General features: G+C 55.7%; 25 protein-coding genes, 3 tRNA genes and 1 CRISPR repeat array (1 of these 29 cut by a window edge). Of the genes, 18 read left to right on the top strand and 10 right to left on the bottom strand.

The window, feature by feature from the left end; genetic code table 11:
* Positions 1 to 755: direct repeats of the CRISPR family, unit length 30 nt; unit sequence GTTGCAATAAGACTCTAGGAGAATTGAAAG (it extends 1,833 nt beyond the left edge of the window).
* A gap of 15 nt (positions 756 to 770) precedes the next feature.
* On the bottom strand, positions 771 to 1,703 hold the full coding sequence (locus E3E42_RS07745; protein WP_167903824.1) for a hypothetical protein: 933 nt from the start codon (positions 1,701 to 1,703) through the stop codon (positions 771 to 773).
* Between the two features lie 160 nt (positions 1,704 to 1,863).
* Positions 1,864 to 2,544, bottom strand: coding sequence for a thioredoxin family protein (locus E3E42_RS07740; protein WP_167903822.1), 681 nt, complete (start codon positions 2,542 to 2,544; stop codon positions 1,864 to 1,866).
* 135 nt (positions 2,545 to 2,679) lie between these two features.
* Between E3E42_RS07740 and E3E42_RS07735 the strand changes: the two genes are divergently transcribed.
* Genes E3E42_RS07735 through E3E42_RS07725 form a run of 3 tightly spaced genes read left to right on the top strand, consistent with a single transcriptional unit; the run spans position 2,680 to position 4,764 of the window.
* Entirely contained in the window at positions 2,680 to 3,390 is a 711-nt protein-coding gene (locus tag E3E42_RS07735; RefSeq protein ID WP_167904036.1) for a transcriptional regulator, read from the top strand.
* Positions 3,374 to 3,577: a DUF362 domain-containing protein gene (locus tag E3E42_RS07730; RefSeq protein ID WP_167903820.1), complete on the top strand. Its 204-nt coding sequence runs from the start codon at positions 3,374 to 3,376 to the stop codon at positions 3,575 to 3,577. Before E3E42_RS07735 ends, E3E42_RS07730 begins: the two co-directional genes overlap by 17 nt.
* Positions 3,574 to 4,764, top strand: coding sequence for an NAD(P)/FAD-dependent oxidoreductase (locus E3E42_RS07725; RefSeq protein WP_206206065.1), 1,191 nt, complete (start codon positions 3,574 to 3,576; stop codon positions 4,762 to 4,764). Before E3E42_RS07730 ends, E3E42_RS07725 begins: the two co-directional genes overlap by 4 nt.
* Here the strand turns inward: E3E42_RS07725 and E3E42_RS07720 are convergent.
* A complete protein-coding gene (locus tag E3E42_RS07720) occupies positions 4,748 to 5,548 on the bottom strand; it encodes a hypothetical protein (RefSeq protein ID WP_167903818.1) in 801 nt (266 codons plus the stop codon). The genes E3E42_RS07725 and E3E42_RS07720 overlap by 17 nt on opposite strands.
* Positions 5,549 to 5,578: 30 nt before the next feature.
* A complete protein-coding gene (topA, locus tag E3E42_RS07715; RefSeq protein ID WP_167903816.1) occupies positions 5,579 to 9,262 on the bottom strand; it encodes a DNA topoisomerase I in 3,684 nt (1,227 codons plus the stop codon).
* Positions 9,263 to 9,374: 112 nt separating this feature from the next.
* Between topA and E3E42_RS07710 the strand changes: the two genes are divergently transcribed.
* Positions 9,375 to 9,452: transfer RNA gene (locus E3E42_RS07710), tRNA-Pro, on the top strand.
* Between the two features lie 690 nt (positions 9,453 to 10,142).
* Here E3E42_RS07710 and E3E42_RS07705 read toward each other — a convergent pair.
* Both E3E42_RS07705 and E3E42_RS07700 read right to left on the bottom strand, forming a co-directional pair.
* Positions 10,143 to 10,219: transfer RNA gene (locus E3E42_RS07705), tRNA-Thr, on the bottom strand.
* Between the two features lie 26 nt (positions 10,220 to 10,245).
* Entirely contained in the window at positions 10,246 to 10,845 is a 600-nt protein-coding gene (locus E3E42_RS07700) for an RNA ligase partner protein (protein ID WP_167904033.1), read from the bottom strand.
* A gap of 60 nt (positions 10,846 to 10,905) precedes the next feature.
* Between E3E42_RS07700 and E3E42_RS07695 the strand changes: the two genes are divergently transcribed.
* Positions 10,906 to 12,114 carry a hypothetical protein gene (locus tag E3E42_RS07695; protein ID WP_167903814.1) on the top strand — a complete coding sequence of 403 codons (1,209 nt, stop codon included), beginning with the start codon at positions 10,906 to 10,908 and terminating at the stop codon, positions 12,112 to 12,114.
* 63 nt (positions 12,115 to 12,177) lie between these two features.
* Here E3E42_RS07695 and E3E42_RS07690 read toward each other — a convergent pair whose 3' ends face one another.
* From E3E42_RS07690 to E3E42_RS07680, 3 genes are read right to left on the bottom strand one after another with little or no spacing between them, the layout of a single operon-like run.
* Entirely contained in the window at positions 12,178 to 14,493 is a 2,316-nt protein-coding gene (locus tag E3E42_RS07690; RefSeq protein ID WP_370519630.1) for a TRAP transporter permease, read from the bottom strand.
* A 1-nt stretch (position 14,494) separates the two neighbouring features.
* Entirely contained in the window at positions 14,495 to 14,953 is a 459-nt protein-coding gene (locus E3E42_RS07685) for a DUF1850 domain-containing protein (RefSeq protein ID WP_167903812.1), read from the bottom strand.
* Between the two features lie 11 nt (positions 14,954 to 14,964).
* Complete coding sequence (locus E3E42_RS07680) at positions 14,965 to 15,996, bottom strand: TAXI family TRAP transporter solute-binding subunit (RefSeq protein ID WP_167903811.1); 1,032 nt, start codon at positions 15,994 to 15,996, stop codon at positions 14,965 to 14,967.
* Positions 15,997 to 16,219: 223 nt separating this feature from the next.
* On the opposite strand from E3E42_RS07680, the gene E3E42_RS07675 reads away from it, so the two are divergent.
* From E3E42_RS07675 to rpl12p, 8 genes are all read left to right on the top strand, one after another.
* A complete protein-coding gene (locus E3E42_RS07675; protein WP_167903809.1) occupies positions 16,220 to 17,038 on the top strand; it encodes a D-aminoacyl-tRNA deacylase in 819 nt (272 codons plus the stop codon).
* A 121-nt stretch (positions 17,039 to 17,159) separates the two neighbouring features.
* Positions 17,160 to 18,281, top strand: a complete 1,122-nt coding sequence (gene ftsZ, locus E3E42_RS07670; protein WP_167903807.1) for a cell division protein FtsZ — start codon at positions 17,160 to 17,162, stop codon at positions 18,279 to 18,281.
* Positions 18,282 to 18,318: 37 nt separating this feature from the next.
* Positions 18,319 to 18,504 (top strand): protein translocase SEC61 complex subunit gamma, encoded by a 186-nt coding sequence (locus tag E3E42_RS07665; RefSeq protein WP_014012332.1) that lies wholly within the window; start codon positions 18,319 to 18,321, stop codon positions 18,502 to 18,504.
* Positions 18,505 to 18,527: 23 nt separating this feature from the next.
* Complete coding sequence (locus tag E3E42_RS07660; protein ID WP_014012333.1) at positions 18,528 to 18,986, top strand: transcription elongation factor Spt5; 459 nt, start codon at positions 18,528 to 18,530, stop codon at positions 18,984 to 18,986.
* 26 nt (positions 18,987 to 19,012) lie between these two features.
* Positions 19,013 to 19,504, top strand: a complete 492-nt coding sequence (locus E3E42_RS07655) for a 50S ribosomal protein L11 (RefSeq protein ID WP_167903805.1) — start codon at positions 19,013 to 19,015, stop codon at positions 19,502 to 19,504.
* Positions 19,505 to 19,583: 79 nt separating this feature from the next.
* Positions 19,584 to 20,234 carry a 50S ribosomal protein L1 gene (locus E3E42_RS07650; protein WP_148882565.1) on the top strand — a complete coding sequence of 217 codons (651 nt, stop codon included), beginning with the start codon at positions 19,584 to 19,586 and terminating at the stop codon, positions 20,232 to 20,234.
* Between the two features lie 5 nt (positions 20,235 to 20,239).
* Positions 20,240 to 21,259: a 50S ribosomal protein L10 gene (locus E3E42_RS07645; protein ID WP_167904029.1), complete on the top strand. Its 1,020-nt coding sequence runs from the start codon at positions 20,240 to 20,242 to the stop codon at positions 21,257 to 21,259.
* 78 nt (positions 21,260 to 21,337) lie between these two features.
* Positions 21,338 to 21,655 carry a 50S ribosomal protein P1 gene (gene rpl12p, locus E3E42_RS07640; RefSeq protein ID WP_014012337.1) on the top strand — a complete coding sequence of 106 codons (318 nt, stop codon included), beginning with the start codon at positions 21,338 to 21,340 and terminating at the stop codon, positions 21,653 to 21,655.
* 770 nt (positions 21,656 to 22,425) lie between these two features.
* Here the strand turns inward: rpl12p and E3E42_RS07635 are convergent.
* Positions 22,426 to 22,501: transfer RNA gene (locus tag E3E42_RS07635), tRNA-Arg, on the bottom strand.
* 48 nt (positions 22,502 to 22,549) lie between these two features.
* On the opposite strand from E3E42_RS07635, the gene dcd reads away from it, so the two are divergent.
* From dcd to dnaG, 5 genes are all read left to right on the top strand, one after another.
* The gene (gene dcd / locus E3E42_RS07630; protein ID WP_167903803.1) at positions 22,550 to 23,017 is read left to right on the top strand and encodes a dCTP deaminase; all 468 of its coding nucleotides are present in this window, start codon (positions 22,550 to 22,552) and stop codon (positions 23,015 to 23,017) included.
* A gap of 337 nt (positions 23,018 to 23,354) precedes the next feature.
* Positions 23,355 to 23,558, top strand: a complete 204-nt coding sequence (hpkA, locus tag E3E42_RS07625) for an archaeal histone HpkA (RefSeq protein WP_014012340.1) — start codon at positions 23,355 to 23,357, stop codon at positions 23,556 to 23,558.
* Positions 23,559 to 23,631: 73 nt separating this feature from the next.
* Entirely contained in the window at positions 23,632 to 24,906 is a 1,275-nt protein-coding gene (locus E3E42_RS07620) for a TIGR04013 family B12-binding domain/radical SAM domain-containing protein (protein ID WP_167903802.1), read from the top strand.
* Positions 24,907 to 24,985: 79 nt separating this feature from the next.
* On the top strand, positions 24,986 to 25,387 hold the full coding sequence (locus tag E3E42_RS07615) for a toprim domain-containing protein (protein WP_058939852.1): 402 nt from the start codon (positions 24,986 to 24,988) through the stop codon (positions 25,385 to 25,387).
* Positions 25,384 to 26,790 (top strand): DNA primase DnaG, encoded by a 1,407-nt coding sequence (dnaG, locus tag E3E42_RS07610; protein ID WP_167903800.1) that lies wholly within the window; start codon positions 25,384 to 25,386, stop codon positions 26,788 to 26,790. The genes E3E42_RS07615 and dnaG overlap by 4 nt, the downstream gene beginning before the upstream one ends.
* Positions 26,791 to 26,842: the final 52 nt, after the last annotated feature.

Raw genomic sequence — 26,842 nt, 5'->3', positions numbered from 1 at the left:
GAATTGAAAGAACGATGCCGGCAGACTAGCCGGTGCGGGCAGACTAGTTGCAATAAGACTCTAGGAGAATTGAAAGTGACGCGGGAAGTTCTGAGATGGGCCGCGTCCGAGGGTTGCAATAAGACTCTAGGAGAATTGAAAGTAGCAATTGTGTCAGGGATTCCGTAGATCCCCGTCCCGTTGCAATAAGACTCTAGGAGAATTGAAAGTAGTACTCCGAAGACCTGCTCTAAGGGCCCTGACCAGTTGCAATAAGACTCTAGGAGAATTGAAAGGATACATTTCGATGTTTAGAGTCATGTCGCTCTGGACGTTGCAATAAGACTCTAGGAGAATTGAAAGTGCGGTTGTTGAGCATGGCGGAGTACTGGTTGGCTGGTTGCAATAAGACTCTAGGAGAATTGAAAGCAGTGCATCAAGGACGCTGTGGCGAAGCGCGACATGGGTTGCAATAAGACTCTAGGAGAATTGAAAGCAGTGCATCAAGGACGCTGTGGCGAAGCGCGACATGGGTTGCAATAAGACTCTAGGAGAATTGAAAGAGGCAATAGTTAACCCTGAAACTCCAGTCGAGAAGGTTGCAATAAGACTCTAGGAGAATTGAAAGGCCATCACCTACCTTAGCTTTTTTCCACCAAATATCGGTTGCAATAAGACTCTAGGAGAATTGAAACTCTATAAAACCCCAGCGGAAGTTCGAGGGGTGTGGGGGACGGAACGTCCCCCGGACAATAAGACCCTAAGAGGTATTGAAAATAGAGGATCAGAAGCTACTCCCTCTGCGCAAGCTCCATCTCAAAGACCCTGTCAAAAACCGCCTTGTGGTTTCCGAAGGCCTCAAACATTCTGCCGGAATAGTTCTCGGAGGCGGTCTCCAGGAACAGCCGCAGATTCCTGCCTATTTCCTCGCTCACCGGGACGTGGAGGGGTGAGGGTTCGTAGTAGTCGAGGCCCTTCATGAGGGCCGTTGAGAAGTACCAGAGCGTTTTCCTGACCTTCCTGCCCTTTATTGTGGAGAAACTTGCCTCCATGCAGTTGAACGCCGCGTGAAGGAGGACTATCATGTCGATCTCGACGCCGCGCTCCAGGAGCCTCTTCCTGCCGGCATCCTTTCTGAGGTCCGTTATCCTGTAGCCGCTTCTCGTCTGCTCATCGTAGGGCACCTCAATGCCGTAGATGCCCTCCACCCGGGGGTCATAGACAAGAACCTCGGTTCCTCCGACGATGTAGAGCTTTCCGTCGCGAACCTCAACGACGGTGTTCTCCGTGCTGAGAACCGGCAGACCTCTGGCCATCGCAAGAACCGACATGGTGCTCTTTCCGGTGTGAGGGTATCCAACGAAGAGCACCGCCTTCCCGTTGGAGGCCATGACGCCCACGGAGTCAGTTATGAACATCCTGCCGGCCCTGGCCGCGGCTCTGGCCGACGCCTGGAGTATGAAGAATATAGGCGCCTCGTTTCCGTAGGCGGACGGGACGCGTGATTCTATCTTGTACTCGTCGCGCCCCATGTGATCATAGACCGCACTGAAGACCCTGAACTCGTCGCCCTTAAAGCGCTCCACCACAACGTGAGGTTCCCCGGAACTCTCTTCAACATCCGGAAGATAGCGCCGTGCAAAAACCCCATTGAAAGCCCTCTCAAAGCCATCGTCAAGTTCCCCGCTGAAATGAACGTTCACACCGCCGATTCTCATGCCCATTGGCTCCCCCGGTATGGGCTGGGCGGGGGGATTTATAACTTTTCCGTGCGAAGTCACACCCACTGAGTGGTGCACATTAACACGGGGATGAAAAAACATCCCGGGAGGGATCTGGAAGAGGGCACAAAATATGAGCCAAAACGGAGAAAAGAAGAGACCCTCACTCGAGGGCCGCGAGGAGCTTCTCCATGAACATCTTCTCGGGGTAGGCACCCTCGAACTGAACCTTGTCCTCGCCATCAACAATGATGACGATCTTCGGCACGGCCATGACGCTGTACTGGTCGGCCCACTCGGGGTACTCGATGGCCTCGACCATGTCGCCGAGTATCCTGCCCTTGCCGGCGTTGGTGTTCTCGATGGCGAACTTGTGGGCCATCCTGACGGCGAGCGGGCAGTACGGGCAGGTCGGGGTAACGAAGACGAGTATCCTGACGTCCCTGTCGATCTTGGCAAGCTCCTCCTTGCTCTCGGGCATGAGATCGGTGGTCGCGTTGCTAACATCGACGATGCTCTCAAGGAAGGCACCGAACTCGTGGCCGGCCGGAAGGCCGAAGAACCTGACGCCCATGTCCTTGCCGTCCTGGGTGAGAGTGATGGCCGGGGCGCGGTCGATCCTGTACTGCTCGGCTATCTTCCTGCCCTCCTCACTGTCAAAGTCGTGGAACTCGTAGGTGAGCTTGTCGCTGAGCTCGCTGAGCTCCTGAACCAGCCCCTTGAGCTGGTCGCAGTACTGGCAGTGCTCCTTGCCTATGAATCCAATAATCTTAACGGGGTTCGTCATCTTGGAGAAGAACTCCTCCCTGATGACCTTCTTGTCAGCGTCGCTAATCAGTCCCATCTCCAACACCTCCATAGCTAAAGGTTTATAACGTTTTGAGCACAATACCACGTGGAGTTTAATCTCCAGGTTTGCAACCTAAGGTTGAATGTTCACTATATAAGCTTTGCGTCACAGATCTGGGTGGTGTGGGTCATGACTGAACCGGACATCTTTTACATCCTGGGGAACAAGGTGAGGCGCGATCTGCTCAGCCACCTCACCTGTACCGAATGTTACTTCAGCTTCCTGAGCAGCAAGGTTAGCGTTTCTTCGACGGCCGTTGCAAAGCACCTTAAAATCATGGAGCGCGAGGGGATATTGAAGTCCTACGAGAGGGAGGGCCCGTTCATCGGCCCGGCCAGGAAATACTACGACATAGCCATATCAAAGACGTACGTCGCCACGGTCACTCCAAACCTGTTCTGGTACCGCGGACTCGACCTGGGGGAAGAATCCCTGGAAAAAGCCAGGATAGACCTGTCCGGTATCCCTATGGAACATGACTCGCTTCTGGGCATGGTTCACTCATTCCATGAGCTGACTTCGGAGCTTGAAAAGGTTCTCAAGGCCCTTCAGGCAGTTGAGAGCAGGCGCGAGGTGCTCATGAAGCAGATAAAGGAGCGTTACCTGGCGGAGATCGGCGATATGACCCAGCTCGCGATACTGCACTACATTCTCCTCGTCGGAGAGGCCACCGTTGACGAGCTCAGCGACAGGCTCAACCTCAAGGAGAGGGAGGTTCTGGTCAAGGCCCAGGAGCTGGACAGGTTCGTACCGTTAATAATAAAAGACGGCACCATTAAAATTGACGAAGAAAGGCTCAAACAAAAACTTGGCGGTGAAAGCAATGCCGGAGAAGATTAAAGTCATTGTGAACGAAGACCTGTGCTACCTCTGCGGGGGATGTGCCGGCGTCTGCCCCACCCTCGCAATTGAGGTTCACTCCAGTGGCTGGGAGTTCCTCCAGGACAAGTGCATAAGCTGCAGGATATGCATCAGCGCCTGCCCCGTTGGAGCGCTCAGCGCCGAACCCCTGGAGGTGAGCGAATGAAGGAGATGAAATACGACGTCGTCGTTGTCGGCGCCGGAATCGCCGGGCCGATAGTGGCGAGGAACGTTGCCAAATCAGGGTATTCGGTTCTGCTCATCGATAAGAAGCCCGCCATCGGCACGCCCAAACAGTGCGCCGAGGGCATAAGCATCAAAGTCTTTGAAAAATACGACATCCCCTACGACAGGCGCTTCATAAACCGCGAGATATACGGCGCCAAGCTCTACTCACCCAGCGGATACGAGCTTGAGCTCCGCTATAAAGAGGCCAGCGGTGTTATCCTCGAGAGGAAGGTCTTCGACAAGATGCTGGCCTACTACGCGGCAAAGGCCGGCGCCGACGTCCTCGCCAGAACCGAGGCGCTGGACGTCATCAGGAAGGACGGGAGGATAGCCGGCATCAAGGCCAGGCACGAGGATGAGACCGTTGAAATTCATGCCGATGTCATAGTCGCGGCGGACGGTGTGGAGAGCACGATCGCGAGGAAGGCGGGCATAAACACCTACGCCCCCCCGCACGAGTTCGATTCCAGCTACGAGTACGAGATGCTCATAGAGGGCTACGACCCGGACATGATACACCTCTGGTTCGGCAACGAGATAGCGCCGAGGGGCTACGTCTGGGTCTTCCCGAAGGACGAGGACAGGGCCAACGTCGGGATTGGCATCAACTCGGACAACCCGCAGACGGCCAAGTACTACCTCGACAAATGGCTGAAGGAGAACAACATTCCAGCGAAGAAGCTCCTTGAGGTGAACGTCGGCGTTGTCCCGGTCGGCGGCTTTGTCAAGGAACTCGCCAAGGACAACGTTCTCGTGGTCGGCGATGCTGCCAGGCAGGTAAACCCGATGCACGGCGGGGGAATGGCCGAGGCCATGGAAGCAGGAACGATAGCGAGCAAGTGGATAGTCAAGGCCCTCGAAGAGGAGAACCTCGGACTGCTCAGGAACTACACGACCGAATGGTGGGAAACCGATGGGGAGAGGCTTCAGAAGGTTCTCAAGGTCAGGAAGGTCACCGAGAAGCTCAGCGACGAGGACCTGGACCTCTTCATCCAGATACTCAGCGGTGCCGACGCAGAAAGGATAGCGGGCGGCGACTACGGAGAGGTCATCAGGGCACTCCTCAAGCACCCGAAGGTCATCCTCAGCCCGAGGAGAATAAAGCTCCTCAGGGAGCTTCTCTGAGCCTGAACCCCTTTCCCTTCTTCCTTGAAAACACCACTATCTCTCTTGCCCTCCCGACGCTCAGGCTTCCCCAGGGGGAGTGTAGGCCTTTGGAGTTCTCGATGAGGTAGTACAGCTCCACATCGCCGGAAACCATTTTTCTGAAGGCCAAAACGTCTGGGAGCTCGGCTATCTCCTCGCAGGTTCCGTCAGAGCACTCCAATGGCTCTCCGTCGAGTCCCTCGCCGAGCTCAAGGGCGAGAAGCCGGGCGGTTTCATCGATCGAAGCCGGGTATAGCGTGTAGAGCCTCCTGACGGCCTTCAGGAGAACGGGAAAGCGTCTGTCTCCCTCCTCTATCCCGTAGCCGATGCTCCTCAGCGGATCCCTGACAGGCATCCCATGGAGGGCGTTTCTGAGCTGGACGACGCGGTTGGCCCAGACCATCGTCGGTTTCGGCTCGCCGAGGAGGGAGAAGCGCCTGTCGAGGGAAAAACCCCTATCAGGATTCAGCTCCCGGAGGGGAGAAAGCCAGAGGTCAAGTTCTGGTTCGCTGACCAGGAGGTGGCCGGCTTTGAGGACGTCGAGCCCCTCAAGGAACAGCCGGTAGGAGCCCTCGATGACATCATCCCGCCCAAGGGAGAAAGCGTAGAGGCTCGCGTCAGCCAAACCGAGGACGAACGTCGATTGAACCTCAAGAAGGCTCGTCAGTGTTACCTCATTCAGCCTAACCTCGTCCCTCAACCTTTCGAGGAACTCTCGGGCATTGTCGAGCAGAACCCTGGCGGCCCTTTCCCACTCGTCCATGGTAAGAACTCCGCAAAAGGGAAGATAAGGCTATCGCTTCCAATCCCTGCAGTTCATGTCAACGCATATCTCGTACTCGCGGCCCTTCTCGCGTATCTTGACCACCGGCGCGCCGCCGCAGCAGGTTTTGTTGGTTGGGATTATCTCCCCCCTCTGGAGGAGCGGGTAGGTGACGTTGCACTTTGGCCAGTTGGAGCAGCCGACGAAGCGCTTGCCCGTCTTCCGGTTGTATCTCACCACGAGATCGCCGCCGCACCTGGGGCACTTGCCTACCACGAGGGGCTCTTTCCTCCTCTCTCCTTTGTCAACGGCCTTTTTAACCGCATTCTCCTCTTCCTCACTGAGCTCCTTTACCGCGCCGGCTTTCCTGGCGGCTGTTTTTGAGGTAGTCGCCCCGGTTCCAGTACTCTCCATGAGCATCTTTCCGATGTCGAGCTCCTTCTCCTTGAAAACCTGGAGGATTTTGATGAGCTGGTCCTTGCTCTCCTCGATGACACCCTCCCTATCGGCCTTCCCCGCCATAATCTCCTCCATCTTCTCCTCGAAGGCCTTCGTCAGCTCGACGCTCACTATATCCGGCACGTTCTTCTCCAGGGCCTCAACGACGCGCATGCCGAGCGGGGTGACCTTTATCTTCCGCTTGCCCTCGATGTAGCCGCGGCTGTAAAGGGTCTCCAGAATCTGGGCGCGCGTGGCTTTGGTACCAATCCCGAGATCCTCCATCCTCTTGATAACCGCCGCGGGGGAATAGCGCGCGGGGGGCTTCGTCTTCTTCTTCTCGCGCTTAATCTGGATGACCTTGACCGGCTCGCCCTCCTTGAACGCCGGGAGGATCACCTCGTCGAACTTGACGTACTTACCGTAAACTTTCAGCCAGCCCTCCTTCACGGTCCTCGCTCCACCCAGGATGAAGCGGTTGGAGTTGGAGTTTATGACCACCTTCATTATCTCTCTGACGGCCGGCTCCATGAAGAGGGCCAGGAAGCGCCTGACCACGAGGTCGTAGATGTTCCGCTCATCCTTCGTGAGGTCACCCGGCTTTGGAAGCTCGCCGGTGGGATAGATCGCCGGGTGGGCGGGGTCGTCCTTCTTGCCCTCGACGGGCTTGAGCCGCTCCTTGCCCAGGAGCTCGTGGGCGAAGGGCTTGTACTCAGGCAGCTTGGCGAGGTTCTGGAGAATGGGGCGGAAGTTGAGGTTCTTGGGGAGCTTCTGCGAGGAGGTGCGGGGGTAGGAACAGTTGTGAACGACGACACCGTTGGCAATGAAGTTGTGATACTCCTCAACAACGAGGTCGTAGACCTTGCCGCGGTAGTGGAACTTCTCGATGGACTTTATCCCAAGCACGTAAACGTCTCCTGTGGCAATCCTGCGGAGGTCGTCATCGGTCAGGTAATCCCTGATTCTTTCGAGCTTGTCGAGGCTTATTCCACTTCCGTGAGCAGTTTGGTTGGACATGTCAAACTTTTTCCAGAGAGCGTTGTCGGTTCTTAACTTCCCGCTCCAGTCCCCAACTCTGAGAACGCTGTAATGATGGGAATACACCTTTCTCCTCCTAATCGCAACCTTCCGAACCTTCTCCAGGTCCCGACTCTTCACTTTCAGGTAATCCTTCATGACCTTGTAGAACCTGAGTGCATCGCGGGAGTAAACCTTAAGTTCGTACGCCACTAAATTGCCCCGACTGTCCTTTTTCTCCCACAGGTACGTGCCAACGCCGAGGAGCTGCCACATGAGCTTGACGGTGTATATTGCCCCCCTGTTCTTGGACGTCAGAACGATTTGCGGGGACATGGATTTCCCGCCACCGGTTGGTTTCGTCCCAATGTGGCTGTCCGCATCGTAGTAGCCAGCCAGGAAAGAGGCCATCCATTGGGACTTTGCCATTATCTCACCGGGAATCTCGAATATTTCGGTTTTGTTCCCATAGGGACAGCCAAGGAGCTCAAACAGCCTCGTAAGGGACTTGCTACGCAGGATTATCAGCTTGTATTTTCCATCGTACGCAAAGGGAACGCCGAGGGACTCCGCAACTTCCCGGAGCGCTTTTACTGTCTCCCCCGTCCTCTCCTTGGCCGAAATCGTTATTTGGCTCTCTCTATCTAGATGGCCGTCCCCAACGACGAAGCCGAACAGATACCAGAAGTCCTCGTTGAAGTCGAACGAAACCGATGCTAATGAGGTACCGTATGAAAACCCTCTGAAAATCTTTCTGGCCTCCTTCTCCGAGATTATTCCCCTCCCCATGAGGAACCTGAAAATCGGAACCGGCATTTTGCCCCGAAGGTATTTGTGGTACGTCGGTTCTCTGATTTTAAACTTCCATAGGATCTCCACCTTCAATTCGGCGTTCTTTATTCTTTCCCTCAAGACCGTTCCAAAGGAAGGTTCGTAGAGAACATAGTCCTTCATTGACGAGGCGTTTTTGAGGACGAAATCAAACAGTGTTGGGGTTTTATTTCCATCAGGGAAATCCTTACGGTTTATGAGAAGGACCACCTGATCATCATTTCTGAGCTCCTCCGCAGGCACGAATATGAGCCTATCATTCCTGTAAACCAGAACGGGATGGTCTCCCGTAAGATAAAGCTCCGTTCTGTCGCTGAGGGTAACTTTGTACATGGGCTCATTCGCATCCCTTTCAAGGAGCCTGTACCTGGCCCTTGATAACTTCAAATCAAAGTCAAGGGCAAACACCTCACCCTCCTTGGGCAACTCTTTGATTTTCTTCACTCCACCCGGGGTTGGAATGAGGGAGTCCGGATGCAGGCAGTAGCCTTTCTCATACAGCTTCTGAGCAATCTCCAGGGTCTTCTTCGGGGAGTAACCGAAGGCGGAGTAGGCCTCCCTCTGCAGGGTTCCAAGGTCGAAGGGTACCGGCGGATTCCTCTTCTGCTGCTTCACCTCAACCTTCTCGACGAAGGCCGGCCCCTTTTTAGCCTCTTCAACGATGCGCTTCGCCTCGTTTTCATCGAGTATGCGCTCCTTCTCATAGACGGCGGTGTATTGCTCCCCGTTCTTCTCGAGGAGCATCTTTATTACCCAGTACGGTGTGGGCTTGAAGTTCTGAATCTCCTTCTCCCTGTCAACGAGGAACTTGAGGGTCGGACCCTGGACGCGGCCGGTGGAGAGAACCTGCCACTTGCCGCTGGCGCGCTTTATGGCCGAGGTGAGGGCGCGGGAGAGATTGACTCCCCAGTACCAGTCGAGGACGTGGCGCGCTATTCCGGCGTCCGCCATTCCGAAGTTTATCGTCGGTTCGAGGTTGTACCAGGCCTTGAGGAGGTCCTTCTTCGTCAGGGCCGAGAACTTCATTCTCTTCGCCCTGGCGGGGTCAACGCCGCAGGCGTACTTGAGAGCCGTGTAGCCGATGACCTCACCCTCCGTGTCGTAGTCGCAGGCCACCACGAACTCATCCGCCTGTTTGGCAACCGCGGCCAGGGCTTTGATGTAGTCCTTCGCGTAGCTCTTGCCCTTTTCAGCGACATAGACCGGTACCCACTCGATGTCGAAGATGGGGTAACCGTAGGTCTTCACCTTGGGGGCGAGGGAGAAGAGGTGGCCCACGGCAGGGGCGACTATTATCCTCTTCCCGTCGCGGGTGAACTCGTAGTAACCTACCTTCCCTATCGTTTTTCTTACGGGTTTGCCTTCCGCTAACGCATAGGCGATTTTACGGGCAACGTTGGGCTTTTCCGCTATGATGAGCGTGACCATGACGACACCTTGAGGCGATAGGCAGGTGGATTATAAAAATCCTGCGGAGCGGGCTTTCAGGAGAGGCGCCATCGAAAAGCTTAATAAGGAACCTCTCAATGCACTACCGCGGGGGGCCGTAGGGTAGCCTGGTCCATCCTGCGGGCTTTGGGAGCCCGTGACCCGGGTTCGAATCCCGGCGGCCCCACCATAACAGCCCTTTGCTCCGCATGTTGAGGCTTTGCCTCAACACGTCGGGAAGCTTCGCTTCCTACGAAGCGCTGGCGGAAGAGTGCGTGCAATCCCGAAAGTTGCTTGTTTTTCACGGGGTTTGTTCTCAACTGACAGTTTGCAGTGTTCCACTCTCCACAAGGCGTCCTTCGGACGCTAAAAATGAAGTGAACCATTAAAGAGGCCCTGTTCAACAGTTAAACCTCGTTAAAACTACAGTCAAATCATGCACGGCTAACATCTCAAAAATGCGGGAAAGGGTACCCTCTTAGTCAAGCTTTCTCAAACTTTCTTAAAGCTTGCTGGTGAAACTTTGCAGGGCAAAGTTTCAGGGGGCGTGGGGGCGGTAGCCCCCCGGCAACCTTTGCTTGCGCAAAGCTTGACCAAAAGTCTGTGATTCCCTTTAAGGCTCATTTGCAGATGGGATTTCAAGTCCAAACTTGGCCTTTAGAAGGTTGAGTCATCGAAAATAAAACTTTTTCACGCGGGTTTCACTTGAACCGCGCTCCGAAGGAGCGCCAAAAACGCTTGAACCCTCCTGGAACACCCCCTTGGAATGAATCAATTCCGCCCAAAAAGCAGTCCTCAGAGAAATCCACTCAAAGCACGCTTTTTTCAAAAGGAATCACAAACTTTTGATCAAACTTTTGCAGAGCAAAAGTTTGTAGAATGGAGCCCCGGGCGGGGTTTGAACCCGCGGCCTGCCGCTTACCAAGCGGCCGCTCCACCAGGCTGAGCCACCGGGGCGTCGATGATACGATGCAGTCGAGGCTTTATAAATTTTTCCCTTCCCCCAGTTTGTCCACCAAGCCCTCAAGGACCTCCCTGAAGTTGGCCGCGTCTATCCATTTAATGCCCATCTTCTGCGCCCAGGTGAGTATGCCGACGTCGGCGGAGACTATCGTGGCGTCGAGCTCCTTTGCGAGAAGAATCAGCTCAAAGTCCTCCTTGCTGTCCACGATGCCCTCACGGAGGGCTTTGCGGTAGTTTCTGCGGAGTTTCTGAATTATCCTGTCCACGTTGTCCGTCTCAATTACACCCTCACGAACGGCCTTCTCGGCGACGCGGAGTCCCTTGTCGATCCTGCGCCGGATGTCGTCTATCAGCTCATAGACGACGAAGGCAGGGATTTTGATGTCGTGAACGTTCGGGGGCTTTTTGATTATGTACAGCTCGACCTCGGGAAGGAGCTCCTCCTCATCGACGAAATGCATAACCTCCCTGTAGATGCCCGGGGGCATGTAGAACTCTATTTTACCGAAGAGCTTCTCGGCATAGTCCAGAAAAGCCCGCATCGCCTCGGTTGGACTGTCACCGAACTTTCCCCGTATCTCGGGGTTGACGAAGATGCTCGTGTCGAGGACGAACCGCATTGCCACGCTACCACCACAAGCTTATTTAAGCGCGGAAGTTTAAAACGGTTAGGTGAAAGCATGAAGGTCGGAGTCGTTTTTGGAGTCAGCGAGCTTGCGAACCCGAAGGCCTTTGAGAAGAAAGCCTCGGAGTTCATAACAGGCCTCGCAAAGGAGTTTGAGGTTGTTGGAGGGTTCTTCATCTCCACGAAGAGGGATTTCAAGGAGGCCAGGGAGGAGGTCAACTTCAACGAGGTTGATGCCATAGTCCTCTACCCGCTGACCGGTGGCACAGAAGGCCCGCTGAAGGAGTTCTTCGTTTACAGGCGGCCGATAGTCATCTACGGCGACCCGTTCAACAACTCCCTCGCCGCTGGAATCGAGCTCAGGGAGTACTTCAGGGACAGGCTCGTGCCGTCCACCCTGGTGAAGGACTTCAACGAGCTGAAGGCGGCGCTTCTGGGATACGAGGACATGAAGGAGGTTCTGGATAAGTTCCTCAAGATGCGCATCGGCATAATCGGCAGGGTCTCACCCTGGCTCATCAACGAGAAGTTCGAGCTTCCCTACACCAGCATCAGCCTCAAGAAGTTCTACGAGTACTACGAGGCCACCACCGAGGCGGAAGGCTGGAAGGTCGTGGAGGAAATCGTCGGAAAGGCCATCGAGATAAAGGAGCCCGGCAGGGAGGACCTGGTGAAGGCTGGAAGGATATACATCGCAATAAAGAGAATACTGGAGGACTACAGGCTCGACGGCTTTACCATCGGCTGCTTCGACCTGATAGGCAAGCTTAAGGCGACGCCCTGCCTGGCCCTGGCGATGCTCAACGCGGAGGGAATTCCGGCCGCCTGCGAGGGCGAGCTGAACGCGCTCATAGGTATGATGATAGCGAGGCGCTTCTTCGACAAGCCGGCGTTCATGGGCAACATTGCCGACTACGGGGAAAGCCACATAATCCTCGCCCACTGCACCGCACCGCTCATCGGAAAGTACATCATCAGGTCGCACTTTGAGAGCGGCATGGGCGTCGGCGTCGACGTCCAGCTGCCCAAAGGGAAGGCCAGCCTCCTGAAGATACGCGGAAGGAAGGCTGTTGTTGCCGGCGTCGAGGTGGTCGGCCAGGAGCACAGCAACTTTAGATGCAGAACCCAGATGAAACTCCGCATAGAGGACGCAATGGACTTCATAGACGGTACCCTCGGAAACCATCACCTGCTGGTCTACGTGGACAGCGAGGAGCTCGCGGATCTGCTTAGCGAGCTGGGCTTCGAGGTCATGCTCTACTGAGCTTTTTCCAATTTCCAAACTTTTCCAGAACAGGACAGCAAATGGAAAAGTAAAAACGAAGGGCTAAGCGGCGCTCTTCTCGAACCTCGCCCCGTAGAACTTCAGGCCAAGCCACGCCACGACTCCTGCCCCTATGACGATGGGGTTCAGGGTCACACCGGCCAGGCCGAGGACGCCGATTACCCCGCGCATCCAGGACTTGAGCTTCGTGCTGTAGAAGCCGGTCAGCGCTATCGCCAGGAGGTACATGACGAAGAGCGTTGCCACCAGGTAGTAGAGCACCCGGATGATCATCGCCGGGGTCCACTCCGAGACGGTTATGAGGAACATCTCGGGGTGGGTGAAGTATATGTACGGCCCTATGTAGCCCGCCAGCGCGTACTTCACCGCGTTTATGGCCGTCTTCCAGAAGTCCCCACCCGCGATTGCGGAGCCCGCGTAGCTGGCGAGGGCCACCGGCGGGGTGACGTCCGCAAGGATTCCGAAGTAGAACACGAAGAAGTGGGCCGCGAGCATGGCTATGAGGACGGTGTAGCCGGGAACCGGCTGGTTGTAGGGTTCGATGTTCCTGACCAGCATGTAGATTGCCGGGGCGGCGACGAGCGAGGTGATGATATAGTTGGCGGTCGTGGGGACACCCATTCCAAGTATGAGGCTGAAGACCATCGTGAGCAGGAGGAGCAGCCAGAGGTTTCCGTGGGTAAGGCTGATGAGGCGGTAGCCGATGTTTGTAAGCTCACCGGTCATCGTGAGAACACCCTGAATGAGGCCCGCACTGGCGGCCGCGAGCATGACGCTGACGCTGGTTTTGCCGGCGTCTATCATGGCCTCGTAGGTCGCACGGTACATCATCTTGCCGCTGTCGAGTGCCGAACGGTAGCCGACGAGGATTGAGAAGACTATCCCAAAGACGCCGGTCATGAGAACTATCTGCTCCTTGCCCATTCCGAGGTACTTGGTCAGGGCTATGAACAGCAGGAAGAGCGAGGTTATGTAGAACTTCTCGTTGAATGCAACACCCTTCTTCATGACCCCAAGTGCGGCCAGCAGGAGAAACATGGCCAGGAGAACCATGGAAGTCTGCTTTCCAACGTCCTTGCTCAGGAACATCAGCAGCGTTGCCAGCAGTGCAAAGGCGACGTAGAGCTTCTCGTTCCCGTATATTTCATCCCTTGATATCCATGCAACCCATATTGCAACTCCGAGCGACGATATGGCGGCTATCTGGGGCGCTATTCCCCACACGAGGGCAACTGTGATGACGACTATCGGCAGGAGGATGTAGAGCTTGCGCAGGAAGTAGGCCATCGTCTTGAATGCCTCGGCGGCCATGCCCTTCAGGCCGAGCCTCTTGGTCTCGAGGTCTATGAAGAGGTAAACTCCTCCATAGTAGACCAGGGCAGGCAGAACGGCGGCGATAATGATTTTGTTATAGGGCAGGTTGAGGAACTCGGCCATGATGAAGGCTGCCGCACCCATTATCGGCGGCATCAGCTGGCCGCCGGTTGATGCGACCGGCTCGACGGCTCCGGCTATCTCCGGCGGGTAGCCGGCCTTCTTCATGAGGGGAATCGTGAAGGTTCCCGTGGTGAGGACGTTGGCAACGCTTGAACCGCTGACCGTTCCCATGAGGGCGCTTGAGATGACCGCAGACTTAGCCGGGCCGCCGGGCCTCTTTCCAAAGAGGCTTATCATGAACTCGGTGATGTAGTCGCTGACGCCTATCCTCAGCAGGAAGGCACCGAAGAATATGAAGGCGAAGACGTATATCGTCATGACGAAGAACGGGATTCCGAAGATTCCCTCGTCGAAGTAGAGCTGCTGGACGAAGCGGGTCCAGTCGTAGTTGATGGCGTAGATTCCGTAGAGAAGGAAAAGGACGACTATCATGGGCAGAACCCAGCCGAGGACGCGCCTTGTTGCCTCGATGACCATTATTATGGCCAGCAGGCCAAAGATCACATCGGTCTGGTTCAGGGATGACGTCAGTATGTAGCGCTCATAGACCGCGAACAGGTAGAGCATTGAAACCACTCCTGCGGCGCCCATGATGTAGTCGTAGGAGAAAACCTTCCGGAAGTACTTCTCCCTCTTGCGTATCGGGTAGAGGAGGAAGGTTATCACCATCAGCATTGCCATAACGAAGGCCTCGCCCTGCTTGGGCTGGAACGTTATCCTCAGGAACTCCAGCTCCACACCGAGGCGCTGGAATAGGTCGTAGAGCGTGTAGTTGAAGTTGAAGATGAACAGGATTTCGTACAGGCCGATGAGCACCGCCGCCACCTTAACCACGAATTCCAGCCTCGGGGGCAGGGTTCTCGTCCTCTCTATCACGACCTCCTCCATCTCAACAACATCCACACTGGGTTCTTCTGCCACTTTACCACCTCCCAATGAGTTTCATTATGAGCGGAACACGCCTGATGCGGAAATCCACGATGACCTGCCTCCCACCGTCAGAGTCCACAATGACGGGAGAGCCGTCCACGGTGATGTTCGCGTGGTTTATCGGGATGAACCAGTAGCGGAATTCCCTCCCGAGGTAATCGCGGGTCTTCTTCACGTAAAAGCCGTCCGTCAGGTTCTGGATGTCCTCGGGGAGACCCGCCCCGAAGTCCTTCCACCTCATCTCGACGGCGTAAAAACCGCTGTCGTTGGCAACGAGCACCTCCACCACCCTGCTCCGCTCAACGCTGTGGATGTAGGATATCTCGATCGCGGAGCCGAGGGGATAGAAGTGGGATTCATCACCGACGGTTATCTCAACCGCTTTAACCGGAAGAAAGGGCAGAATGAATACAAGGATGATTGCAAAAAAAGAAAGAGTTTTCCGGCTCAAAGAGACCCTCCTCACGGCTTTAGTTCATCGGGGACGGTCTTGCCCTTCTCCTCATAGTACTTGACTGCCCCGGGGTGGAGCGGGATGCTCATACCATCGAGGGCCGTGTCGAAGCTTATGTACTGCGCCTTGGCGTGAACCTGTCTGAGCTCGTCAACGTGGAGGAAGAGGAGCCTGGTCATGGCGTACACGACATCATCCGGGACGTCGGCACTGACCACGAGAACGGCCTTGACGGCGAGGGTTGGCGTGTCTTCAGTCATGCCCTTGTAGGTGTCCTTTGGAAGGGTCTGGCTGACGTAGAATATGTACCCTTGGTTCTTGAGTTCCTTGAGGATGTCCTCACCTATCGGGAGAACCCTGACTGGAGTCTGGACTGCTATCTGGTCGATGGCAGGGGTTGGGGCGCCCGAGACTATGACCGCGGCGTCGATCTGGCCGAGCTTGAGCTGCTGGGCGGCCTCACTGAACTTGAGGTAGACCTTGTCAACATCATCCCAGACGCCTGCAGCCTCAAGTATCTGCTGGGCGGCCACCGCGGTACCGCTTCCCGCAGCTCCAACCGCAACCTTCTTGCCCTTGAGATCCTCGAGGGTCTTTATGTTGCTGTCGGCCTTAACAACGAACTGGATGGTCTCTGGATAGAGGGCAGCGACACCGCGGATCTTGGTGACTGCCTTGCCCTGGAACGCCTCGAGGGTGGTGCCGTGGAAGGCGTAGTAAGCGACATCGTTCTGCATTATGGCCGCCTGGGCCCTACCATCGCCTATGGCCTGGGCGTTGGCGACGCTGGCGCCGCTGGTGACGGCCCTGGCCTCAATCTTTATTCCGGTTTCATCTTTGCTGTACTGGTTGAGGATGTTGGCGTAGGCCGAGCCGAGCGGGTAGTAAACACCGCTGGTTCCTCCGGTGTATATCTCCACAGAGTAGCTTTCAGTCGGGCCGGTGGTGGAGCTGGTTTCTCCTCCAGGGCTTATACATCCGGCCATAACAACCGCAAAAAGCAAAGCGGCAACCAATCCGATTGAGACAAACTTTCTCATGTCCTGAACACCTCCAAACTATAATGTTCGTTTATGGCCTAACGACCACATTAGGATATTGAAGTACATCTTATGTTATATAGTTTGCGTTACATTTTCGTAAATCTTTCATTGGATGCCAACACGAAACGTAAGAACCTCGATATGAGCTATACAAAGGTAGAATATCGAACCCGGGCAAAGCCTTTTAATCAGAACGGGAATCCCCCGTGGGGGTTGTAAAATGAAGGTTATAATGACCACCAGGGTTGATCCGGCATCCATGAACATAATGAGAAAACTCATCGAGAACTTCGGCTTCAGGGAGACGGGGAAAGAGTTTGACGGCAATCCCGTCTATTCAAAGGACGACACCCTTATCCTCACGACGAACGATGAGATGATATACTACGACGGACTCGATGGGGCTATAAACAGTCAGCTGGGGATTCACCCAGAGATAATAGTATTCGCCTCGCGCCACTCCAGCAAGCAGAAGCTTCCCGCACTTACCACCCACGTCACCGGGAACTGGGGAAACGCGATGTACGGGGGGAAAGACGAGAGCCTCGCCGTAGCCCAGCCCGCGGCCATGAAGCTTGCCCTCATGAAAATGGACGAGCTCAACGACCTCGGATGGACCGTCTGCTACGAGGCAACGCACCACGGCCCCAGCGAGCTCAACGTGCCGAGCCTGTTTATTGAGATAGGCTCGAGTGAGGAGGAGTGGGTCAACGACAGGGCGGGGGAGATAATAGCCGAGACGATAATTCATGTGCTTGAACATTACAAGACGGCCAGGTTCCCGGTTGCCATCGGCATAGGCGGCGGGCACTACGCCCCAAAACAGACCAAGAGGGCACTCGAGACGGACATAGCGTTCAGCCACATAGCCCCTAAGTACGCCCACCCCGTTAAGGAGGAGCTTCTCCTCAGGGCCATCGAAAGAACACATGGAGAAGTCGATGCCATTTACGTTGACTGGAAGGGCAGCAGGGGAGAAACCAGGCAGCTGGCTAGGAGCCTGGCCGAGGAACTGGGCTTGGAGTTCATACGTGACTGAACAATCGAAATCTTTAAAGATGTTGAGCGGGATTTAAAAATCAACACTCGTCCTTAGCTAAATTTATATACTACCTGCGTACAAAGTGGAACAGATGTTAAATTGCCCGGAGGGTGAAAAGATGCTGAAGCTGATTGAAGATGCCATTGAAAGAACCTCCGCCGGCCTCAACAAGGTGCCGGAGGCCCAGGCCCCCCAGACTGACATTGATGAGGAGCTCAAGAGGATTCTTGAGCAGATTCAGGCTAAGATTAATGTCGTTGGTGTCGGCGGTGCCGGCTGTAACACCATTAACAGGATGATGCAGGTTGGTATTGAGGGCGCGAAGGTTGTCGCAATAAACACGGACGCCCAGGACCTCCTCAAGGTTCGCGCTCACAGGAAGATACTCATCGGTAAGGAACTCACCCGCGGCCTCGGAGCCGGGAACAACCCCAAGATGGGAGAAGAGGCTGCCAAAGAGAGCGAGAGGGACATCAGGGAGGCCCTCGAAGGAGCGGACATGGTCTTCATCACCTGCGGTCTCGGTGGAGGTACCGGCACCGGTGCTGCCCCGGTCGTTGCCGAGATAGCCAAGAAGATGGGCGCCCTCACGGTCTCCGTCGTCACCCTCCCGTTCACGGTTGAGGGCATCAGGAGGATAAAGAACGCCGAGTACGGCCTGGAGAGGCTCAGGAAGAACAGCGACACCGTCATAGTCATCCCGAACGACAAGCTCATGGAGGTTGCCCCGAACCTGCCGATCCACATGGCATTCAAGGTCGCCGACGAGATACTCGTCCAGGCCGTTAAGGGCATCACCGAGCTCATCACCAAGCCGGGTCTCGTGAACCTCGACTTCAACGACGTCAGGGCCGTCATGAAGGACGGCGGCGTCGCCATGATAGGTATCGGTGAGAGCGACAGCGAGAAGAGGGCTTTGGAGGCCGCCCAGCAGGCACTCAACAGCCCGCTCCTCGACGTAGATATAAGCGGTGCCAAGGGCGCTTTAATAAGCATCAGCGGAAGCGACGTCAAGCTCGAGGAGGCCCAGCAGATAATCGAGCTGGTCACCAGCAAGCTCGACCCCGAGGCCCAGGTTATCTGGGGAATCCAGCTCGACGAGGAGCTGGAGAAGATGATCCGCATCCTCATCGTGGTCACCGGCGTCAGCTCACCCTACGCGGTGGCTGAGGAGGAGCCGGGTTACTACGGTGAGGAGCAGGAGAGAAAAGTTATTAAGCTCGACCTTGAGGAGCTTTGACGACCTTTCATTTTCAAAATTTGGCGAGGTGACGGGAGTGGCAACGACCACGGAAAAGCTTAAAAGCTTCTTCGCGGAGTCGCGGAGGGTTTTGATGGTCACAAAAAAGCCGGGAATGAAGGAATTTAAGATGGCAGCGAAGATAACCGGCATTGGAATGCTCCTGATAGGTACCATTGGTCTTATACTCCGTCTGATAGGTTACCTCATCACCGGAGCCTGAACCAGCGGCAGTGGGTGAGAAGGATGAGCGACGGCAAGATATTCACAGTGCGTGTCACGGTGGGGCAGGAAGAGACCACCGCCAAGCTGATATACAGCAAGATTAAGACGTACAACCTTCCAGTGTACGCCATACTGGCGCCATCGAAGGTTAAGGGCTACATTTTCATAGAGGCACCGAGCAAAAGCGCCGTTGACGAGGCAATAAAGGGCATACGCCACGCCAAGGGCACCCTGCCGGGGGAGGTTAAGTTCGAGGAGATAGAACACTTCCTCGAGGAGAAGCCCGCTGTGAGCGGCTTCGAGCCCGGCGACATCGTTGAGCTAATCTCCGGCCCGTTCAAGGGCGAGAAGGCCAAGGTCGTCAGGGTCGATGAGGCCAAGGACGAGATAGTAGTCGAGCTCATAGGCTCGATCGTCCCGATTCCGGTCACGGTGAGGGGCGAATACGTTAGACTTATAAGCAAACGCCAGAAGGAGTGAACGGTCAAAAGACAGAGGTGAGAAAAATGGCACAGGTTGTTGAGGTGCTCGTTGAGGGAGGAAAGGCTTCACCCGGACCCCCGCTCGGTCCCGCCATCGGTCCGCTCGGACTCAACGTCAAGCAGGTCGTTGACGAGATAAACAAGGCCACCAAGGACTTTGAGGGAATGCAGGTTCCCGTCAAGATCATCGTCACCGACCCCAAGAAAAAGACCTTCGAGATAGAGGTCGGTGTCCCGCCGGTCAGCCAGCTCATCAAGAAGGAGATTGGCGCCCCGAAGGGCTCCAGCGAGGCTGGCCACAGCCCGGTCGGGAACCTCACGATGGAACAGGTCATCAGAATAGCGAAGGCCAAGCAGGAGCAGATGCTCGCGGCCGACCTCAAGGCCGCGGCGAAGGAGGTCATCGGTACCGCCCTCAGCATGGGCGTCACCATCGAAGGCAAGGATCCCAGGGAAGTTCAGAGGGAGATTGACGAAGGCGTTTACGACGAGATTTTCGCCAACGCCGGGGAGTGAGGGAAAAGTTTAAAAATCCCTCTTTTTACGCATTTTTGACTTTTCGTTGCTTAAATCAAAACCGAAAGGAGGGCTGTAAATGGCCTTTGACAGGCAGAAATTCGTGGAAGCGGTGAAGGAGGCGAAGGCCCGGGCTAAGCCGCGCAACTTCACACAGACCGTCGAAATGGCAGTCAACCTCAAGGATATAGACCTCCGCAAGCCGGAGAACAGGTTTAAGCTTGAGGTTGTGCTGCCCCACGGTCGTGGGAAGGAGCCCAAAATCGCGGTCATCGCTGATGGTGCCGTTGCCGAGGCGGCTAAAAAGCTCGGGCTTGATGTGATTAGTGGAGAGCAGCTTGAGGAACTTGCCAAGAGCCCAAGGGAAGCCAGAAAGCTGGCGAAGAACTACGACTTCTTCCTGGCGGCGGCTCCGCTGATGCCGAAGATCGGTAGGTACCTCGGTAGGTACCTCGGTCCGAGGAACAAGATGCCGCAGGTAGTCCCGCCGACCATGACCAACCTTGAACCGATAGTTGCCAGGCTCAAGAGGACCGTCAGGATACAGCTCAAGAACAACCCCGTCGTTCACGCCAGGATAGGCACCGAGGACATGGACGACGAGAAGCTGGCAGAGAACGCAGAGGCCGTTCTCAACGCCATCATCAACAAGCTGGAGCGCGGCGAGAACCAAGTGAAGTCAGTGTACGTCAAAACCACCATGGGACCGGCAGTTAAGGTGGAGAGGTGAGGAAGATGGCCCACGTTGCCGAGTGGAAGAAGAAGGAAGTTGAAGAGCTCGCCAACATCATCAAGAGCCACCCAGTGATAGCGCTCGTTGACGTCGCCAACGTCCCGGCTTACCCGCTCAGCAAGATGCGTGAGAAGCTCAGGGGCAAGGCGCTCCTCAGGGTCAGCAGGAACACCCTCATAGAGCTCGCCATAAAGAGGGCCGCCCAGGAGCTCAACAACCCGGACCTCGAGAAGCTCATCGACCACATCCAGGGCGGAGCCGGAATCCTCGCCACCGAGATGAACCCGTTCAAGCTCTACAAGCTCCTCGAGGAGAGCAAGACCCCTGCCCCGGCCAAGCCGGGAGCGGTGGTTCCCAGGGACGTCGTCATACCTGCCGGTCCGACGTCGATCTCGCCGGGTCCGCTCGTCGGTGAGATGCAGAGCATCGGCATTCCGGCGAGGATCGAGAAGGGTAAGGTCAGCATCCAGAAGGACTACACCGTCCTCAAGGCCGGTGAGGTCATAACCGACCAGCTCGCGAGAATCCTCAACGCGCTCGGCATAGAGCCGCTCGAGGTCGGTCTCAACCTGCTCGCGGCCTACGAGGACGGAATCGTCTACACCCCGGACGTCCTGGCGATCGACGAGGAGGAGTACATCAACCTGCTCCAGCAGGCCTACATGCACGCGTTCAACCTGTCCGTCAACACCGCCTACCCGACGGGCCAGACCATCGAGGCAATCATCCAGAAGGCCTTCCTCGGCGCGAAGAACGTCGCTGTGGAGGCTGGCTACGTCACCCCAGAGACCGTCGAGGACATCTTTGGCAGGGCTCTGCGTGCAGTCCTGCTCATAGCACAGGAGCTGCCTGAGGACCTGCTCGACGAGAAGACCAAAGAGCTTTTAAACCAACAGGCACAAATAGCCGTTGCCGCTCAGCCTCAGGAGGAGAAGGTTGAGGAGGCTGAGGAAGAAGAGGAGGAAGAAGAGGAAGCCTCAGAGGAGGACGCGCTCGCCGGACTGGGCGCGCTCTTCGGCTGAACTTTCCATTTCCCTCGTATCCCTGAACAAATCCGTGTGAAATGAATGAAAAAATGAAGATGATTGGAGGTGCGAAAAATGGAGTACGTGTATGCCGCTCTGCTGCTCCACGCCGCTGGTAAGGAGATAACCGAGGAGAACCTCAAGGCCATCCTTGAGGCCGCTGGTGTCAGCCCGGACGAGGCCAGGATAAAGGCCCTCGTTGCCGCCCTCGAGGGCGTCAACATCGACGAGGTCATCGAGAAGGCCGCCATGCCGGTTGCCGCCCCGGTTGCCGTTGCCGCTGCTCCGGCTGCCGAGGCCCCGGCTGAGGCCGCCGCTGAGGAAGAGGAGGAAGAGGAAGAGGAGGCCAGCGAGGAGGAGGCCCTCGCCGGTCTCGGTGCCCTCTTCGGCTGAACTCTCTTTCCCTTTGTCCGCCTTTGGGCGGACACCCAACCACTTTTCTTTGGAGTCCTTCTCAACACATGTCCGCCTGGGAAGAACAACTCCCGAAACAAGCACTATTACCCTTACCGGTCAACGGGATTCTGTTTCTTGTAGTTCGTTTGAGAAGGGTTCAGATTTTTAGCGCTCCTTTGGAGCGCAGTGTGAATTCAAACGGCGGGTTTAAACCTAAAATCGTTCTCAAGAAACTAACGTTGAAAAGGAATCACGACCTTTTGATCAAACTTTTGCAGAAAATTCGCTTCTGGGATCTAAGAACACAGAGCAGGATTTAGCAAAGCTTGACCAAAAACAAGCTTCCGACGTGTTGAGAAGAAAGTCTCGACATGCGAAGCAAGTTTCTGGGGGTGTGGGGGCGTTAGCCCCCCGGAGTTTTAGGGGTGCGGGGTGAAACCCCTCATCGGGGGTTTGGGAGTACAGCAACCTTTGTTCTTGCAAAGCTTGACCAAAGTTTGTGATTGCTATTTGAATCGGCCGTTTAAATGGTGCACATTCAAATTTAGCATTTAGAGAGTGATTTCACTTGAAATTTGTCGCTAAACTTTGAGTCCATTTTTCTTTTTGACGCCCGTAGGGCGTCGTATTTGAGGGACTCGGTGAAAACTTATTAAAAACAAGGAAATCCAACTAGAATCAGCCTTTTAATAATGTGCACTCTAAAAGAAGATACTTTGAAAAGCAATAACAAGCTTTGGTGAAACTTTGCGAAGGCAAAGTTTCTGTGGCGGGCCCGGCGGGATTCGAACCCGCGACTACCGGCTCCGAAGGCCGGCGCCATATCCCCTAGGCCACGGGCCCTCGCAAGTGTTTTAAGTTGCCCAAAAATAAAGCTTGCGGTGGTCACTGATGATGCTCCCTGACTGGAAAATCAGGAAGGAAATTCTAATCGAGCCCTTCAACGAGAAGTCCCTCCAGCCGGCGGGCTACGACCTGAGGGTTGGACGGGAGGCGTACATGAACGGAGAACTGATAGACGTTGAAGAGGCCGGGAAAGTGGTAATTCCCCCAAAGACATACGCCCTCATCCTTACCCTCGAGAGGATTGGGCTCCCGGACGACGTCATGGGTGACATGAAGCTCAGGAGCAGCCTCGCCAGGGAGGGTCTCCTTGGCTCGTTTGCGTGGGTTGACCCCGGCTGGGACGGCAACCTTACCCTTGGAATCTACAACGCCTCCGATGAACCGGTCGAGCTCTCCTACGGAGAGCGCTTCGTACAGATAGCCTTCATAAGGCTGGAGGGACCGGCCAAAAGCCCCTACCGCGGAAACTATCAGGGGAGCCAGCATCTGGCGCTCTCAAAGAGAAAGAAGTGATTTCCCTCGGATGAGGGTTTTCCCCCTTCTTCTCCCTCCCGCCGCTCACGTTTGAATAATTTTCCGGTGCCGTTAGCAGTATCGACCAGTGCTTTTTTTCAATCGTGCCCACGGCCGTTAAAAGGCTCCACCTGGGTGGACCCTCCAATGGGCCGTAGTGTCATGACGGCAGAACCGGAAGGAAAGCAGGTGTCCATGAACACCCAACTGGCCAAGTTAAATTTATTCAAGGGTGCATCTGGCGTTAAACCGGCGGAAATGCCTCCTTTTACCGAAAGGTTTATATATCTCCAATTCCCTAAAGAATACCGAAGAACCCGTTAAGGAGGTGTTGCGAATGGCCGAGCTTCCGATTGCCCCGATTGACAGGCTTATAAGGAAGGCCGGCGCTGAGAGGGTCAGTGAGGACGCTGCCAAGGTTCTCGCCGAGTACCTCGAGGAGTACGCCATCGAGCTTGCCAGGAAGTCCGCCGACTTTGCCAGGCACGCCGGCAGGAAGACCGTCAAGGCCGAGGACATCAAGCTTGCCATCAAGGCCTGAAGGCCTTTCTGGCTTCTTTTACTTCCCCTTTCCCAACCGTTAGCGTTTTAAGCCTCTTCTCCAGGCTTCAAACATGCCAGAGATAGCGGTAAGAATGACAAAGCGCAATCACAACGCCTTCGTCCATCTCCTCGGAGCCCTGGAGAGCCAGGGATTTGACCTCAGTGAGCTGATAATAACCAAGGATTTCAGAGAGATACTGAAAGCCAGACCGAAGGTTGTTCTCTACTCCTTCTTCACCGAGGAGATATGGGGCCCCCTGCCCGAGGAGGTACGCCTTCTGAAGGAGAAAGGGGCCCTCCTCGTTGCCGGAGGCTACCACGCGATAGCCATGCCGAAGCACACCCTGAGCCAGCTCGGTTTTGACATCACGGTTATAGGCGAAGGGGAGGAGGTTCTCTACCGGCTCCTCACCGTGCTGAAAAAGACCGGGTACCGGATCACAAAGGAGCTCCTCGACATCAGGGGGCTGGCGTTCTACATCAACGGCGAGTTCGTCTTCACAGGCTTCGCAAGGGTTGAGGACTTCTGGCGCTTCCCGCCGTATCCCGAGAGCGTCCGTCTCATATCCCCGATAGAGATAACACGCGGCTGCCCCTTCGGCTGCTACTACTGTCAGACGCCGTACATCAAGGGGCTCAGAATGAGACACCGGCCGATAGACCAGATCGTGAAGTACTCCCGCAGGATGAGGGACATGCGTTACATAACCCCCAACGCCTTTGCTTACGGCTCACCGGGGGCAATACTAAAGCTTAACAAGCTTGAGGCCCTTCTCAAGGCACTTCAACCCCTCCGGAAAGAGGGCAGGAGGCTCTACTACGGAACGTTTCCAAGCGAGGTTCGTCCGGAGTTCGTCATCCCGGAGACGCTGGAGCTCCTCATCGACTATGCAGACAACAGGAGGTTGGCCATAGGTGCCCAGAGCGGTGACGATGCGATGCTCAAAGCCATGCACAGAATCCACCGGGTGGAGCACGTCCAGAGGGCGGTTGAGTACATGCTTGAGTACGGCTTTGAACCGGTCGTTGATTTCATCGTGGGCCTGCCGAACGAGAGCGAGGAGAGCCAGCGTAAAAGCATCGAGCTGATGGAGTGGGTGATGGCAAGGGGCGGGAAGGTAAGGGCCCACTACTTCATGCCACTCCCCGGAACGCCCTGGGCGCGCTGCAAGCCGAGCCCTCTGAGCGAGGAGATGAGAAAGTTCCTGGGGAGGATGGCAGCTAAGGGGAAGATAGAGGGTTCGTGGGGCAACCAGATTGAACTCTCCAGACGGCTCCAGAAGCTCATGGACGAGTTCTACGAGGAGCCGATGAGCCACACGGTGCCCGTCAGGAACGTCTGCTGATTACTATGGACATGAACGTGTCAAAGAGCCACCCAATAAGCTTATAACCCCATTCTTTCGTTATCCAACCGACGGCGAAATGTACGCCGAAAACTATAAAAGATTCCTGGAGCTTATAGATAAACTGCGAGAGTTTGAGGGAGCCCTCATAGTTGAGGGCCTGCGAGACGAGGTGGCTCTGAGGAATCTGGGGGTCAGGGCGGAGATAATAAGGCTCTCCCGCCTGCCTTTAACGGAAGTTGCGCTCATCGCCTCATCGTATAAGGAGGTCATGATACTTACGGACTTCGACAGAAAGGGCGAAGAACTCGCAAGGAAGCTCCTCCGGTACCTGGAGGGCTATCCCTGCAGGGTCGATGCAGAGACGCGCAGGGAGCTCAGAAGAATCGCAAAGAAGGACATTAAAGGTATCGAGGATCTCTACGGCCTTTACCTCAAGGTCGTCTCCGTTTCTGACCCCCATCCGGAGGGGATTCGATGAAGAGGAAGAAGACAGTGCTTCACCACATTTTGGCTGAAAAGCAGAAGTTTGAAAAACGGAAAGAGGGTGATGGTATGTCAGCCAAGGACGAATTCGGAACGACCAAGTATGTAATATACGCGGAGTTTGAAGCAAGCGGAATTGTTGAAAGGCCGGACGTTGTTGGTGCTATTTTTGGACAGACTGAGGGTCTTCTCGGTGACGATCTTGACCTCAGGGAACTCCAGAAGACCGGAAGGATTGGAAGGATAAGGGTTGAAGTTCACACCAAGGCCGGAAAGACCTACGGAACGATAACCGTTCCCTCGAGCCTCGACAGGGTTGAGACCGCGATTCTGGCGGCCGCCTTGGAGACCATTGACCGCGTTGGCCCGGCGGAGGCCAACATAAAGGTCCTCCGCATCGAGGACGTTCGTGCCACCAAGAGGAAGTACATCATAGAGAGGGCCAAGGAGATACTCGAGGGACTCATGGAACAGGAGATTCCCGAGACCCAGGAGCTGACCGAGGAGGTCAAGAAGGCCGTTCGCGCCAAGGAGCTCATCGAGTACGGACCCGAGAAGCTCCCGGCTGGACCGCACGTTCCGTTCTCAGACTCAATTATCGTCGTTGAGGGAAGGGCCGACGTCCTCAACCTGCTCAAGCACGGCATAAAGAACGCCATAGCGGTGGAGGGCACTTCGGTTCCCGAGACGATAACCAAGCTCAGCAAGGAGCGCATTGTTACCGCCTTCACCGACGGCGACCGCGGCGGCGAGCTCATCCTCAAGGAGCTCCTCCAGGTTGCCGATGTGGACTATGTGGCCCGCGCGCCGGAGGGCAAGGAAGTTGAAGAGCTCACCAAGAAGGAGATAGTCAAGTCCCTCAGGAGCAAGGTCCCGGCGGAGCAGGTCATAACCGAGATATTCTACAAGGGCAGGAACTTCTACGACGTCATCAAGGAAAAGGAGAAGGCAAAGGCAAGGGAAGAGAGGAAGGAGGAGCGGAAACCCGCTGCCCACTCTCCCAGCCAGGTGCAGAGGGGCCCGGTGGAGCGGAAGCCGGAAAAGCCCGAGAGGCCCGAGCCCAAGAGGGAGGAGAGGATAATAAAACCCATCCAGCAGCCGAAGCCAAGCGAGCTCGACGAGTTCGGCGAGCTCATAGAGAAGGTCAAGGCCTCCAAGGAGTCGATGGCGCTCCTCCTCGACAAGGACAAAAACGTCCTCGCGGAGATACCCGTCAGGGAGATGACCGGGCGGCTCAGGGAGCGCAAGGACGTCTACGCCGTCGTCTTTAACGGCGTCATTACCCAGAGGCTCATCGACACGGTGAGCGAGAGCGGCGTCAAGTACCTCGTCGGCGCGAGGAAGTACAACGTCGTCAGGCGCCCGATAAACCTCAAGATAGTCACCTTCGCGGAGTGAGCTCCGCACCCCTTTTCTCCCAATTTCCGAGGACTAACTTTATAACCACTCC

Origin of the sequence: Thermococcus sp. JdF3, assembly GCF_012027495.1 — an archaeon.
Taxonomy (GTDB): domain Archaea; phylum Methanobacteriota_B; class Thermococci; order Thermococcales; family Thermococcaceae; genus Thermococcus.
Note: the sequence above shows the minus strand (reverse complement) of the source record. Positions and strands in the feature narration are given on the sequence as shown.